This window comes from Nocardia sp. XZ_19_385, from assembly GCF_015355755.1.
Taxonomy (GTDB): domain Bacteria; phylum Actinomycetota; class Actinomycetes; order Mycobacteriales; family Mycobacteriaceae; genus Nocardia.
In genome coordinates, this window is record NZ_JACVEE010000002.1 from 54,136 (window position 1) to 67,854 (window position 13,719).

14 protein-coding genes and 1 tRNA gene are annotated in these 13,719 nt (G+C 67.2%); 9 read left to right on the forward strand and 6 right to left on the reverse strand.

Annotated features, from left to right (window positions below):
* Positions 1 to 27: 27 nt before the first annotated feature.
* Positions 28 to 675, reverse strand: coding sequence for a TetR/AcrR family transcriptional regulator (locus IBX22_RS12980; protein WP_194815836.1), 648 nt, complete (start codon positions 673 to 675; stop codon positions 28 to 30).
* A gap of 182 nt (positions 676 to 857) precedes the next feature.
* Complete coding sequence (locus tag IBX22_RS12985) at positions 858 to 1,496, reverse strand: TetR/AcrR family transcriptional regulator (RefSeq protein WP_194817654.1); 639 nt, start codon at positions 1,494 to 1,496, stop codon at positions 858 to 860.
* 237 nt (positions 1,497 to 1,733) lie between these two features.
* Between IBX22_RS12985 and IBX22_RS12990 the strand changes: the two genes are divergently transcribed.
* The 7 genes from IBX22_RS12990 to IBX22_RS13020 all read left to right on the forward strand — a co-directional run bounded on the left by IBX22_RS12990 (position 1,734) and on the right by IBX22_RS13020 (position 6,967).
* Positions 1,734 to 1,804: transfer RNA gene (locus tag IBX22_RS12990), tRNA-Gln, on the forward strand.
* Between the two features lie 62 nt (positions 1,805 to 1,866).
* Positions 1,867 to 3,360 carry a bifunctional UDP-N-acetylglucosamine diphosphorylase/glucosamine-1-phosphate N-acetyltransferase GlmU gene (gene glmU, locus IBX22_RS12995; RefSeq protein ID WP_194815837.1) on the forward strand — a complete coding sequence of 498 codons (1,494 nt, stop codon included), beginning with the start codon at positions 1,867 to 1,869 and terminating at the stop codon, positions 3,358 to 3,360.
* Positions 3,357 to 4,337, forward strand: a complete 981-nt coding sequence (locus IBX22_RS13000) for a ribose-phosphate diphosphokinase (protein WP_194815838.1) — start codon at positions 3,357 to 3,359, stop codon at positions 4,335 to 4,337. The genes glmU and IBX22_RS13000 overlap by 4 nt, the downstream gene beginning before the upstream one ends.
* 106 nt (positions 4,338 to 4,443) lie before the next feature.
* Positions 4,444 to 5,016, forward strand: a complete 573-nt coding sequence (locus IBX22_RS13005) for a hypothetical protein (RefSeq protein WP_194815839.1) — start codon at positions 4,444 to 4,446, stop codon at positions 5,014 to 5,016.
* 76 nt (positions 5,017 to 5,092) lie between these two features.
* Positions 5,093 to 5,353, forward strand: coding sequence for a hypothetical protein (locus IBX22_RS13010; RefSeq protein WP_194815840.1), 261 nt, complete (start codon positions 5,093 to 5,095; stop codon positions 5,351 to 5,353).
* Positions 5,354 to 5,439: 86 nt separating this feature from the next.
* Complete coding sequence (locus IBX22_RS13015) at positions 5,440 to 6,312, forward strand: phage holin family protein (protein WP_194815841.1); 873 nt, start codon at positions 5,440 to 5,442, stop codon at positions 6,310 to 6,312.
* Positions 6,313 to 6,337: 25 nt separating this feature from the next.
* Positions 6,338 to 6,967 (forward strand): DUF2461 domain-containing protein, encoded by a 630-nt coding sequence (locus tag IBX22_RS13020; protein WP_194815842.1) that lies wholly within the window; start codon positions 6,338 to 6,340, stop codon positions 6,965 to 6,967.
* On the opposite strand, the gene IBX22_RS13025 is transcribed toward IBX22_RS13020, so the two are convergent.
* Together IBX22_RS13025 and IBX22_RS13030 are read right to left on the reverse strand one after the other, a co-directional pair.
* Positions 6,964 to 8,610, reverse strand: a complete 1,647-nt coding sequence (locus IBX22_RS13025; protein ID WP_194815843.1) for a fatty acyl-AMP ligase — start codon at positions 8,608 to 8,610, stop codon at positions 6,964 to 6,966. The two genes, IBX22_RS13020 and IBX22_RS13025, sit on opposite strands and share 4 nt — an antisense overlap.
* 89 nt (positions 8,611 to 8,699) lie before the next feature.
* Positions 8,700 to 9,359, reverse strand: a complete 660-nt coding sequence (locus IBX22_RS13030) for a 1-acyl-sn-glycerol-3-phosphate acyltransferase (RefSeq protein WP_194815844.1) — start codon at positions 9,357 to 9,359, stop codon at positions 8,700 to 8,702.
* Positions 9,360 to 9,433: 74 nt separating this feature from the next.
* On the opposite strand from IBX22_RS13030, the gene IBX22_RS13035 reads away from it, so the two are divergent.
* Positions 9,434 to 9,991, forward strand: coding sequence for a TetR/AcrR family transcriptional regulator (locus IBX22_RS13035; RefSeq protein ID WP_194815845.1), 558 nt, complete (start codon positions 9,434 to 9,436; stop codon positions 9,989 to 9,991).
* Here the strand turns inward: IBX22_RS13035 and IBX22_RS13040 are convergent.
* Together IBX22_RS13040 and IBX22_RS13045 are read right to left on the reverse strand one after the other, a co-directional pair.
* Complete coding sequence (locus tag IBX22_RS13040; protein ID WP_194815846.1) at positions 9,977 to 10,912, reverse strand: ribonuclease Z; 936 nt, start codon at positions 10,910 to 10,912, stop codon at positions 9,977 to 9,979. The genes IBX22_RS13035 and IBX22_RS13040 overlap by 15 nt on opposite strands.
* A gap of 6 nt (positions 10,913 to 10,918) precedes the next feature.
* The gene (locus IBX22_RS13045; RefSeq protein WP_194815847.1) at positions 10,919 to 12,097 is read right to left on the reverse strand and encodes an aminotransferase class V-fold PLP-dependent enzyme; all 1,179 of its coding nucleotides are present in this window, start codon (positions 12,095 to 12,097) and stop codon (positions 10,919 to 10,921) included.
* Positions 12,098 to 12,351: 254 nt separating this feature from the next.
* Between IBX22_RS13045 and egtA the strand changes: the two genes are divergently transcribed.
* Entirely contained in the window at positions 12,352 to 13,671 is a 1,320-nt protein-coding gene (gene egtA, locus IBX22_RS13050; protein ID WP_194815848.1) for an ergothioneine biosynthesis glutamate--cysteine ligase EgtA, read from the forward strand.
* Positions 13,672 to 13,719 lie beyond the last annotated feature (48 nt).

Genomic DNA, 13,719 nt, shown 5'->3' on the forward strand with positions numbered 1-13,719 from the left:
GTCGTCCTGCCGATTACATCCTGGTGATCAAGGGACGTAGCGGCGTAGGCGCCGCGCCGCGAATTCCCTGAAGTACGAGAGCTTTTCACTCGGCACGATGCTCGGCAGCAGGAAATACCAAGCCCGCTCCATCCGCGTGGCCATCTGATCGATCGACTCGGTGCCGACCGCCACGATGTGCACGCCCGCAGTGACCTCCTGCAGCAGCAAGCCCACCACCTCCGGGTCCAGCTCCGGCTCGAGATCGCCCTGTGCGATGGCTCGCTCCGACAGCAACCGGTAGGTATCGCCCCAGGTCTTGGCGATATTGTCGCCCTGGGCGCCGCGGTAGTCGCCGATCTGATGGGTCAGCTTGAGCATGGCGCCGACCATCGGATCGTTCATCGATAGGTCCGCCACCACGTAGGTGATGCCGATGCACGCTTCCAGCGCCGGTACCCGGGGATCGAAGAAACCCTGGCACGAGCTGACCAGTCGCTCGTTGCCCTGATCCACTACGGCGCGCGCTAGCTCTTCCTTCGAGCCGAAGTGAAAGTACAAGGCGCCCTTGGTCACATTGGACTGCGCGATGATCTCGCTGAGGCTCGCGTTGGCGTAGCCCAAGCGCAGAAAGACATCGGCAGCGCCCGCAAGGACGGAGTCGCGGGTGATCTCCGCGCGCGCTTGCCTAGCCATCAGATCCGCCTGTCATCCCTAAAACCAGCCATCCTGAAGTAGACCGACATCCCGAATTAGACCGACATACCGCTCGAACAGCACCCAGAGGATGGGTGAACCGTACCACTGGGTGGGCGTGCGACAGCGAATTCGAGCATTCCCCAGGGGGCGCAGCGCAATTCGCTGGTTAACATACCGGGTCACTCAGCCGAGCCGGTTAGCTCCACTCCGCTGATCGCCACCTGCGCCTGCGAACTCAGCTTCGGCGCCGCCTCGAGGTGACTCAATCCGTTCCAGCACAGGTTCACCAGATGTGCCGCCACAACCTCTTTCGAGGGTGTGCGCACATCCAGCCACCAGGTCGCGGCGGTCGAAACCATGCCGACCAGGCCCTGTGCGTAAAGCGTTGCGAGGCTGGTGTCGAACTCGCGGCGCTCGAAATCTCCGGCCAGGATATGCGCCACCTGGTTGGTCGCCTCGTTGAGCAGACTGGAGTACCGGCCGTCGTCTGTCGCTACGGGCTGGTCCCGCACCAGGATTCGGAAGCCGTCGGTGCGTTCCTCGATATAGGTCAGCAGCGCCAGCGCAACCCGCTCCAGCCGCACCCTCGAACGATGGTGGGTGAGCGAGGAGGTGATCATGTCCAGCAACATCGACATCTCGCGGTCCACCACCACCGCGTAGAGGCCTTCCTTACCGCCGAAGTGTTCGTACACCACAGGTTTGGACACCTGTGCGCGTTGCGCGATCTCCTCGATCGAGGTCGCCTCGTACCCGCGCTCGGCGAACAGCGCGCGCCCGATCTCGATCAACTGCTGCCGTCTTTGGGTCCCCGTCATCCGCGGACGGGCCACCCGATGCGGCTCACTCGACGACACCTTGCGCGCCTCCCTCGGCTACGACCATCGCTATCGCGACAACTGTTTCAGACAGCTTCAACGCGCCGCCGCCCGGCCCGGGCTCCGATGCCCGACGCGGCGCTGTCAAGATTGGCCGGGAGGCGGACTAGTATGCGAGGATCTTTCCCGTGCCGCTGGCACAGCGGTGGGTTCTGTGTTGATCCGCCGGTGTGGCAATCCGCCGTAGTGTAATGGCAGCACCTCTGATTTTGGTTCAGATAGTTCAGGTTCGAGTCCTGGCGGCGGAGCACATCGGCGGCACGATGGCCTATCGCCGCCATGCCCGATGACAGGCAGCCGAGGGAGATTCATGCCACAGCAGACCGCCGTCGTCGTTCTCGCAGCTGGAGCCGGGACGCGAATGCGGTCGAAGACCCCTAAGGTGCTGCATTCGCTGGCCGGTCGGAGCATGCTCGCGCACGCGCTGCATGCGGCGAACGAGATCGACCCCGCTTTCCTCATCACCGTGGTGGGCCATGACCGCGAACGAGTCGGCGCCGCGGTAGCAGTGGAAGCCGACATCATGGGCCGCGAGATCACTCCGGTTCTGCAGGAACAACAATTGGGCACCGGGCACGCGGTGCAGTGCGCGCTCACGGCGCTGCCCGAAGGCTTCGACGGCGACCTGCTGGTCACCTCGGCCGACGTGCCGCTGCTGGATGGGCACACCCTGTCCGCGCTGCTCGACGAGCACCGCAGCTACCCCGAACGCTCCGCCGTCACCGTGCTGACCTTCGTACCGGACGACCCGAACGGCTACGGCCGCATCGTCCGGGACACCGAGGGCCATGTCACCGAGATCGTCGAGCACGCCGACGCCAGCCCCGAACAGGCGGCGATCACCGAGGTCAACTCGGGCGTGTATGTCTTCGACGCGGCCGTGCTGCGCACCATGGTGGGCCGGTTGTCCACCGCCAATGCCCAGCACGAGCTCTACCTCACCGATGTCCTGAAGCTGGCCCGCGAGGCCGGCAATCCGGTGCACGGCGCCCGCCTGGTCGACGCGGCCAAGGTCACCGGCGTCAACGATCGGGTGCAGCTGTCCGAGGCGGCGCGCACCCTGAATCGCTACATCCTGGAACGCCACATGCGCGCCGGGGTCACCATCATGGATCCGTCCTCCACCTGGGTGGACGCGGCCGTGCGGATCGGCCGCGACGCGGTGCTCAAGCCGGGCGTGCAGCTGCTCGGCACAACCGTCGTCGGCGAGGACGCCGAGGTCGGACCGGACTCCACGCTGACCGACGTGATGGTCGGCGACGGCGCGAAAGTGATTCGCACACACGGCGAGGGGGCCTCGATCGGGCCCGGCGCCACCATCGGGCCGTTCAGTTATCTACGTCCGGGCACCGTGGTCGGCGATTCCGGCAAACTCGGCGCCTTCGTCGAGACCAAGAACGCCACCATCGGCGCCCACTCCAAGGTGCCGCACCTGACCTACGTCGGCGACGCCACCATCGGCGAGTACAGCAACATCGGCGCCTCGAGCGTGTTCGTCAACTACGACGGCGTGAAAAAACACCACACCGTGGTGGGCTCGCACGTTCGTACGGGCAGCGACACCATGTTCATCGCGCCGGTGACGGTGGGTGACGGCGCCTATACGGGGGCAGGTACTGTACTGCGCAGAAGCGTTCCTCCGGGGGCTCTCGCGGTGTCCGGTGGGGCGCAGAAAAATATCGAGGGCTGGGTCCAGCGACACCGTCCTGGGACGGATGCGGCACGGGCGGCGGCGGCTGCGAACAACGGCGGCCAACCAGATGACGAGTCGGGCAATGAGCAAAAGGATGGCAAACAGCAGTGACCGCGTCATGGATCGACAACCAGAAGAACCTCATGCTCTTCTCGGGACGCGCTCATCCTGAGCTGGCCGAGCAGGTCGCCAAGGAACTCGACGTCCACGTAACCCCGCAGACCGCCCGCGATTTCGCCAACGGGGAGATCTTCGTCCGCTTCGAGGAATCCGTGCGCGGCTCGGATGCCTTTGTGCTGCAGAGCTTCCCGGCGCCGCTGAACCAGTGGCTGATGGAACAGCTGATCATGATCGACGCGCTCAAGCGCGGATCGGCCAAGCGCATCACCGCGGTGCTGCCGTTCTACCCCTACGCCCGCCAGGACAAGAAGCACCGCGGCCGCGAGCCCATCTCGGCCCGCCTGGTCGCCGACCTGCTCAAGACCGCCGGCGCGGACCGCATCATCACCGTCGACCTGCACACCGACCAGATCCAGGGCTTCTTCGACGGCCCCGTCGATCACATGCACGCGCAGATCCAGCTGGTGGAGTACATCCGCAACAACTACCCGCTGGAGAACGTCACCGTCGTCTCCCCCGACGCGGGCCGCGTCAAGGTCGCCGAGAAGTGGGCCAACAATCTGGCCGACGCCCCGATGGCGTTCATCCACAAGACGCGTGACCCGCTGGTGCCGAACCAGGTCGTGGCCAACCGCGTGGTCGGTGAGGTCGAAGGCCGCACCTGCATCCTGATCGACGACATGATCGACACCGGTGGCACCATCGCCGGCGCGGTCAAGGTGCTCAAGGAGGCGGGCGCGCTCGACGTCGTCATCGCCGCCACCCACGGTGTGCTCAGCGCCCCGGCCGCCGAGCGGCTCTCGACCTGCGGCGCCAAGGAAGTCGTGGTCACCAACACCCTGCCGATCACCGAGGACAAGAAGTTCCCGCAGCTGACGGTGCTGTCCATCGCGCCGCTGCTGGCTCGCACCATCCGCGAGGTCTTCGAAAACGGTTCGGTGACGGGGCTTTTCAACGGCAACGCCTGAAATAGCTTGGCAACGGCCCGGACTCGATGTCCGGGCCGTTTGTCGTTTGCCCACCCGGTGCCGACATGTGAGTATGGTGGCGATTCGATTCGGGAGGGGAACTCACATGAGCACACCGCAGGATCCGCAGCAGCCGATTGATCTGTGGAAGTCGCAGCAACCGCAGGATTCGTCCCAGGCGGACCCGACCCAGGTGTGGCAGCCGAGCCAGGCGGACCCGACGCAGGTGTGGCAGCCGGAGCAGCCCGCCCCGGGCGCGTACACCCCGCCCGTCGCGCAGCCGGTGAATCCCCCGTCCTACCCGGGCTTTCCGCCGCCCGCCGCGCCGCCCGCCTATCCGGCCTACGGTCAGCAGCAGTACCAGCAGCCGGGGTACCCGCAGCAGCCGTACGGCGCGCCCTATCCGCCGCCTTACGCGCAGCCTTCCCAGACACCGATCTGGTCGATCATCAGCTTCGCCTGCGTGGCCTGCACCTTCCTCGGGCTCGCGTTCTGCGGTCTGCCGTCGCTGATCTCCGCGCCGCTGGGCGTCGGCCTCGGCATCGCGGGCCATGTCAAGGGCGAGGAGCTGGGCAAGTGGGCGGCCCTCCTGAACGGCGTCACCATCGTCCTCGGCGTGATCCTGCTGCTGCTCGGCGTCGCCTTCCTGAACGGCCTCGAATCCTCGACTACGTACTGAACGCGTCCTCCTCGTAACCGTCGTCCGGCGCGACTAGGCTCGGAAGGTGTACTGAACCCCAGAGAAGGACGCGCGCATGAACAGCGAACGGCTCGATCAAGACATGGGTGACGACGACCAGGCGGACGAGATTCGCGCGTATCAGCGCAATATCGAGGATCCGCCCGAGCATCTGCGGATCCGCGACCGCGAGAACGAAGCCGACGGCAGGCTCGGGATCGGCGAGGAGCTCCAGCAGGAGTGGAATCGCGGCGACCGGGCCACCGAAGCCCGGCGCGAGGACGAACGACCCGCCGAGGTGGCGGCGGTAGACATCATCGATGACGCGGATCTGTAAAGATTTCCCCCGATAGCGATTGCGCATAGTGACTTTGTTCTGAAGTGGCACTCGGCAGCTGACCCGTACTTCACACGAGGAGCGCTATGACCAACCCGCAGAACCCGGATGAGTCGCCGGAACCGCTGACCGGCAGTGCTCCGCAGTCGGGGCAGGAATCCGACCCGACTCCCTCGCTATCGAAGCCGGATCCGGCCGAATCCAAGCCGAATCCGGCCGAAGAGACGATGATCCTGCCCGCCGGGACGGAGTGGGCCGCGCCCGCGTCGTCGGAGCAGTGGTCGCCGGAGTCGACCTCCGGCGAGTCCTCGACACCGGGTCAGCCGAGGTACACCGGCAGCGGGTCGGCCTACCCGGGCGGCGAGAGTTACCCGCAGACACCCGGGTCCGCGCCGCAAGCCGGAGGTTATCCCCCGTATCCGGAGCAGTCCTGGCAGCAGGGGCAGCAGGCTTACTCGCAGAACCAGCCGTACCAGGGTCAGCCATACGAGGGTCAGCCGTATCAGCAAGGGCAGGCGTATCAGCAGGGTCAGCCGCAACAAGGGCAGCCGTACCAGCAGAGTCAGCCCTACCAGCAGGGGCAGCCCTATCCGCCCGGTTCGCAAACCGGTGGCTACCCGCAGTATCCGGGCCAGCCGCAGCAGCCGGGCCAGCCGTACCCCTACCAGTCAGGCCAGTACCCGCAGGGTGCCTACGGTGCCCCGCAGCAGCAGTCCGGCACGCAGCTGTTTTCGATCATCGGCTTCGTCTGCGCCGCGCTCGCGCTGTTCTTCTGCCCGATCCTGTTCGGCCCCGCGGGCATCATCCTGGGCTTGGTCGGCCGCAACAAGGGCGAGTCGCTGGGCAAGTGGGCGGCCATCGCCTCGGCGGTGTGCCTGGTCCTGGGCCTGCTCTTCGCCTTCTTCGTCTGGGGCGGCGTGATCGACAACGACTACTACAACGACCGCGACACCTACTGACAGGCTCATGCCTTAGGTTCGAGGCATGAGCTTCAGTGGGTTTCCCCTGGCGGGACTGGACTTCTACGAAGATTTGGAAGCCGACAACTCCAAGACGTTCTGGACTGCGCACAAGCACGTCTACGACGAGTCGGTGCGCGCGCCGATGCTCGCCTTGGCCGCCGACCTGGAAGCGGACTTCGGGACCGCGAAGATCTTTCGCCCATACCGTGACGTGCGGTTTTCCAAAGACAAGGTGCCTTACAAAGACCATCAGGGCGCGGTCGTGAGCCCCGCGCCCGGTGTCGGCTGGTACGTGCAGATCGGCGCGGCCGGGCTGTTCGTCGCCGGTGGCCTCTGGACCGGCACGCCCACCCAGCTCGCCCAGCTGCGCGCCACCATCGACGACGAGGTGCGCGGTGCCGAACTGGAAGCGATTCTGGCCGAGCTCAGCAAGGCGGGTTTCCCCCTCGGCGGCGAGAAACTGAAAACCAAACCCAAGGGCTACGAGGCCGACCACCCGCGTATCGACCTGCTCCGGCACAAGGCGATCACTTGCAGCAAGGAGTTCGGCGCGCCCGACTGGCTGAATACCCCGCGCGCGGGCAAGGAGATCCGCAAGTCCTGGGAAACGATGCGCCCCTTGGTCGAATGGCTCACCGCCGTCGCCGGCTAGTGCAGATGGATGGCGGTAGCGGCGCGCCGCAGCTTTCCGGAGGACGTCTTCGGTAGTGCGCCGGGCCCGAGGACCGCGACGGTGCGCGGCCGCACGCCGACCTCCGACACCACCTCGTGCACGATCTCGCGTTCCATCCGCTTGACCTCGTCGGTGTTCTGGTGATCGTTGGATTCGACTACGACAGCGAAGCTTTCGCGCTTCTGTCCCGCGTCCAAACGCACCGCGACCGCGTTGCCCGGGCGCACGCCGGGTACCCGCATGGCAGCGCGCTCGATGTCGGTCGGGTAGATGTTGCGCCCGCCCATGATGATGACGTCCTTGATCCGGCCGCACACCACCGTCAGGCCCTCTTCGGTGAAGTAGCCGATGTCACCGGTGTCGAGCCAGCCGTCGGCGTCCCGGGCCGGGCGGAAGCCCTCGACCGTCACATAGCCGGAAGTTACCGCGGGACCGCGTAATTCGATGACGCCGACCGAGCGGGTGGGCAGCGGCTGACGTTCGGAGTCGACGATGCGGCCCTCGAGTCCGTCGACCAGGTACCCGAGGGTCGGGAGTCTGCGGACATTGCCGTGGTGGGCGTGGTCGTCGGAGACCGGTACCGCTTTGCCGAGCGCTTCCAGCAGATCGGCGTCGATGAGATCGACCACCTGACCCTTCCCTGGATCCGGAATAGACACGGCCAGAGTCGTTTCCGCCATCCCGTAGACGGGGGTGAGCGCCATCGGGTTCAGCCCGAAGCGCTTGCCCGAGGCGGCGAGCGCGTCCATGGTGTCGGGATCCACCGGCTCCGCGCCGTTCCACATGTACCGGACACAGCTCAGGTCCAGGGAACCCTCCGCGGCCTGCTTCAGGCGACGGGCCAGCAGTGAGTAGGCGAAATTCGGTGCCGCCGTGACCGTTCCGCGGTACTTGTGGATCAGCTCGGCCCACAGCAGTGGCCGCATCAGGAAGTCGATCGGCGTCACACACACCACCTCTGCGCCGAATTGCATGGGCACACTGAGGAATCCGACCATGCCCATGTCATGGAACAGCGGCAGCCAGCTGACCATCACATCCTGATCGAGCTGGTATTTGACGCGGTTGAACATGTCGTAGGCGTTGACGAAGAAGTTGCCGTGCGTGATCTGCACGGCCTTCGGCACGCCGGTCGACCCGGAAGTCAACTGCTGTAGGGCGATATCGGCTTCACCGGTCGGCAGCGGGTCGGTGTCGGGGCCGTCGGGTAGCTGATCGATGCGGACCACCGTGATCCCGCGTTCCCGCAGGATCGGTTCGGCGGCTTCGAACGGAGCGCCGAGCACGACGGCCCGCGCCTCGATCATGTGCAGCACGGTCTCGGTGTCGCGCGCCCACACCACCAGATCGGTGCGCGGTGTCGGCTGGTGCAGCATGGTGATCGAGGCGCCGCGCATCCAGATGGCCTGGCAGACCGGGGCGATATCGACCGGCATGCCCGCGAGCACGCCGACCGCGTCACCGTGCCCGATCCCCGCCTCGGCCAGCCCGCCGGCCATGCGCCGGGCGAGCCGGTGGATCTCACCCCAGGTCTGGCGTTTCGGCGCGTTCGGCTCGCCGGTCACCAGCCCTCGCCGGGAAGACTGTGCCGTCGCGTACATCTCGTCGGTGAACCTGCTCAACGTCCGACTCCCTCATCGCCGTGCCGGGCTGTTCCTCTCCAACTATCCCGCGCCACCCGACCGGCGTTAACCCGTTTCGCCGCAACGAGTCAGCGCGGGGCGAAGTGGGCGGCGTAGCGGTCGACGTAGGGGCGGCCGGAGCGGGCGGCGAGTTCGCGCATCAGTTCGTCTGTGGCGGTGCGCGGGGTGGTCTGCTGGTCGGCGGCGAAGTAGTAGCGGGGCGCGCCGATGCTGATGCGAATCTTGGCGGGTCGCAACATCTTGCTGCCGCGCGGGTTCATGCGGTCGGTGCCGGACAGGACAACCGGGACGACCGGGGCGCCGGTGACCATGGCGACGCGCAGCGTGCCGGTGCGGCCCCGGTAGATCCGCCCGTCCGGCGAGCGGGTGCCCTCCGGATGAATGGCCCAGATTCCGCCCGCCTCCAGGATATTGGTGGCCGCGGCCAAGGCGTCGGCGGCCGCGGTGCCGCCGGTGCGGTCGACCGGGACCTGGCCGACGACGGTGTAGAACCAGCGCTGGAAGCGGCCCTTCAGGCCGGTCCCGGTGAAGTATTCCTGCTTGGCCAGGAAGGTGACGCGGCGTGGGAGGATCAGCGCCAGATACATCGAATCGATCACCGCGAGATGGTTGGCCGCGATGATGACCGGGCCATCCGCCGGAACATGGTGCAGGCCTTCCACCTTCGGCCTACCCAGCAGCCGCAGCAGCGGCCCGAGCAGGACGTGTTTGAAAAGCCAGTACCACATGGATATTCCTCCCGAACAAGTTCTTGTAGACAGTGTCTACAGGACCAGAGTAGACACTGTCTACACTCAGCGCCATGCCCGAGACCGAAACCCTGCGTGAGCGATTGATCGGCGTCGGCGTCGATCTGCTGGAAGAAGTCGGGGCCGGGCAGCTCGGCCTGCGCACCATCACGCGCGCAGCGGGTGTCTCGCACGGCGCGCCCCGCCGCCACTTCCCCACCCACCAAGCGCTGCTCGGGGCCATCGCCGCCCGCGGTTTCGCCGACCTCATCGACCAGTTCGGCCGGATCGACCCCGCCAATGCGCCACGAGACCGGCTGCGCGCCATGGCGATCGCCTACGTCGATTTCGCCTGCGGCCGGCCGGAAATGTTCACCCTGATGTTCCGGCACGACCTGCTGGAGGGCTCCGGCGAAAACCTCCGCGCCACCACACTGCCGATCTTCGACCAGCTCACCGCCCTGGTCGCGGAAGTCACGGGCGCCCCGGACCCCGCCGCGCGCGCGTTGGTCCTCTGGACCAACCTGCACGGCATCGCCACCCTGCAGGCCAACCGCAGCCTCGCGCTGATCGCGCCCACCGCCGACCCTGGCGCCCTCGTCACCCAGGTCCTCGAACTACACCTCGCCTGAGCCACTACGGCGGGGCGGCAACGGGATTCGATCGAGGTCTTTCGCGACGACGATCTCGCCGGAGAAATGCTTCTCGGCTTCTTCGAGATGCGGGTCCAGGGACTGGTAGCGCTGAGAGAAGTGTGTCAGCACGAGTTTGCGGACGCCGGCTTCGGCGGCGACGCGGGCGGCTTGCGCGGCGGTGAGGTGGCCGTACTCCTCGGCGAGGTGCGCGTCGGCATCCAGGAAGGTGGCTTCGATGACGAGCATGTCGGCCCCCGCGGCCAATTCATAGACGCCGTCGCAGAGGCGCGTGTCCATGACGAAGGCGAAACTCTGACCCGGGCGCGGCGTGCTGACCTCCGCGAGCGTGACAGTGCGGCCGTCGATTTCGAGGGCGCCCCGCTCCTGGAGGCGACCGATGTCCGGACCGTGCACGCCCAATGCGCGCAGGCGTTCGGGGAGCAGGCGCCGGCTGCCGGGTTCGGTGAGGCGGTAGCCGAAGGTGTCGACCGGATGGGAGAGCTGCACCGCCGCCATGGCGAACGGCGCGTCCGGCGCGTCCAATGGGCCGGCGGCGGCGATCGGGTGCGGATGCAATTCCACATTCCGGCGGAAAGCCGTGGCGTTGCACAGCCTTTCGAAGTACATCTCGCCCGACGCCGGGTAGTAGGCGTGCACCGGGTGCGGCACCTTGTCCAGGTTGATGCGCTGCACGATGCCGGGCAGGCCCAGGCTGTGGTCGCCGTGGAAGTGGGTGATGGCGATGCGGGTGATATCGGTGACCGACACTCCGGCATAGGTCATCTGCCGCTGGGTGCCCTCGCCCGGATCGAACAGCACACCTTCCGGACCCCAGCGCAGCAGATAGCCGTTGTGGTTGCGGACTTTGGTGGGAACTTGGCTCGCGGTGCCGAGGACGACGAGTTCACGCTGCGACATCTGGCCCTACAGCCCGGCGACGGCCGCGACGAAGCGGTCGAGTTCGTCGAAGCTCACGAAGCAGTGCGGGGAGGCACGCACCACGGCGTCCAGGCCGCGGGCGGTCATGTCCAGCAGCGTGGAGCTCGCGTGGCTGACGGTGACGGTGATGTCCTGTGCCGCCAGGCGATCGCGCACGTCGGTGGCGGCGATGCCGTCGACGGTGAACGAGACGATGCCGCTGTGCCGCAGGCCGAGATCGCGGACGGTGACGCCGGGGATTTCCGGCAGCGTCTTGCGCAGGTGTTCGGCTCGGGCGGCGATGGCGGCGTACACGTCGGCGGGGCCGAGGTCGAGCAGGTAGCGCACGGCGGCGCCGAGGCCCAGCCGCCCGGCCACATCGCATTCCCAGAATTCGAAGCGGCCGGCGTCGGCTGCCAGCTGGTAGCTGTCGGGGCTGGTCCACTGTGCGCTGTGCAGGTCGAGCCGCTGCGGTTCCAGCGTGGCGGCCAATTCTGGGCGGACATACAGGAATCCGGTGCCGCGCGGGCCGCGCAGCCATTTGCGGCCGGTGACCGACAGGGCGTCGACGTCGAGTTCTTTGGTGTCCAGGGGAATCTGGCCGGCGGACTGGCAGGCGTCGAGCAACACCAGCGCACCTGCCGAATGCGCGATCCGGGTGGCCTCGGCGGCCGGGTTGACCAGGCCGCCGTTGGTCGGAACGTGCAGGACCGAGACCAGTTTCACGCGTTCGTCGACCATGTCGGCCATGGCGTCCAGGTCGAGCTGCCCGCTGGGATCGGTCGGGATCTGTTCGACCTGAGCACCCGTGACGCGCGCACGTTGCAGTGCGGCGATGCCGTTGGAGGCGTAGTCGGAGCCGGAGATCAGGATCCGGTCTCCCGGGCCCAGTGGCACGGAGTAAAAGAAATCAGCCCAGGCCCGGGTGGCGCTGTCGCTCAGCGCGATACAGCTCGGATCGGCGTTGATCAGTGTCCCGATATCGGTTTTCACGGCGGCAAGAGCGTCGAGGCGCTCGTTCGCCGCCCGGTAGCCACCCACCTCGGCTTCGCGCTGCAAGTGCCCGATGACAGTGTCGAGCACGACCTGCGGCGGCAGCGAAGAACCGGCACTGTCCAGGAAAACCAGCCCCGAATCGGACCTGCACCCCGGTGTATCGGCCCGCACGCGACTCTCGTCCAGCATGTCAACGACCCTAGCGCTTCCCGAGGCACTCGCGCTGCGGCTCGGTCCCCGCGTTGTCCCGCATCGATACACCGATCCGAGGTACCGCACGGCGCTCCTGGTCAGCCGTGAAGTTTGTTTGCTTGTCGGTTTCTTGTCGGTACCCCTCGCTAGGCTGGTTTGGGTCGGCCCGGCTCGAGTGGGCTCGCACAAGCAACACGAACCTACGGCGCTGGGCCCCAGCCCAGCCCGCACGAAACATGGTGGAGGTTGGGATGGCGGTCACGCTCGCGAATTCGGTTTCGACCGGTCGCGTCACCACATCGGGGGAATTGTCCACGCGGGCCGCGGCGGAAGCCTACGTCGGCGGTGTCTGCTTCAAGCTGGGCCCACCCACGCTGATCGGTGCCGAACTCGAGTGGCTCACCGTGCAGGGTGAGTGTTCGGCATCCGGACCAGCCGCAGCGCCCCGCCCGCAGCTCACTGCACTCGCCGCCGCTCTCGGACCCTACGCACCGCGGTCCATCGCCCCCGATTCACCGGCACACGCATTGCCCGGGGGCAGCCGGGTCACCATCGAACCCGGCGGTCAGATCGAACTCTCCAGCGCTCCGTTCGCCACCGCCGCACGCCTGTGCGAGCAATTGGCCCGTGATGCCCGCCTGCTGCGCGAACTCCTCGAATCCCGCGCCATCCGCACCGTCTCCCTTGCCGCCGACGCCGACCGGCGCCCCAAACGGTTGCTGCGACTCCCCCGCTATCACGCCATGGAGCAATCCTTCGGCGGCATCGGCCCCTTCGGCAAGCTGATGATGTGCAACACCGCCGCCACCCAGGTCAGCGTGGACGCGGGCGCCGACCGCGCGGAAGTGGCCGCCCGCTGGAAAGCCCTGTACGTCCTGGGCCCGGCCCTGCTCGCCGCCTTCGCCTGCTCCCCTTTTCTGCGCGGCGCCCCCGCGGGCGCCTGGGCCTCCCAGCGCATGCGCACCTGGCTGCGCCTGGACTATGCGCGCACCCGCCCGCCCGCCGAGGACTGGTCCGACCCGATCGTCTCCTACAGCCGCTGGGCCCTCGATGTGCCACTGCTGTGCGTCCGCCAACCCGACGGTGACAGCTGGGCCGCGCCACCGGGGGCCACCTTCGCCGACTGGCTCTCCGGCGCTCTGGACGACGAAATCGGCCGTCGCCCCGACCTTCCCGACCTCGACTACCACCTGACCACCCTGTTTCCGCCGGTACGGGCATCCGGCCACCTCGAAATCCGTTATCTGGACGCACAACCCGAGGACAGCTGGGCCACCCCGATCCACGCGGTCGAAGCCCTCATGTCCAGCCCGGCGGTGGTTGCCGAGGCGACGGCGCTCGCCGAACCGCTGGCCGGATGCTGGCTCGACGCGGCCCGCTGCGGACTCGCCGATCCCGAGATCCGGGCCATCGCGGCGGATCTGCTCGCCTTGGCCGCCGCGCATGCGGGAAATGCGGCCACGGCAACGGAACTCGACAACGCGTCGCGCCGATGTCGCCGGGGGGAGACCCCCACCGGTGATCTCCGATCTGCCCGCATTCCGACAGCCGGCAGCGGCAAAGGGGCCTGATCATGATGGCCCCTGCTCGACTATGCACAGTCATCCACAGGCGCGCGT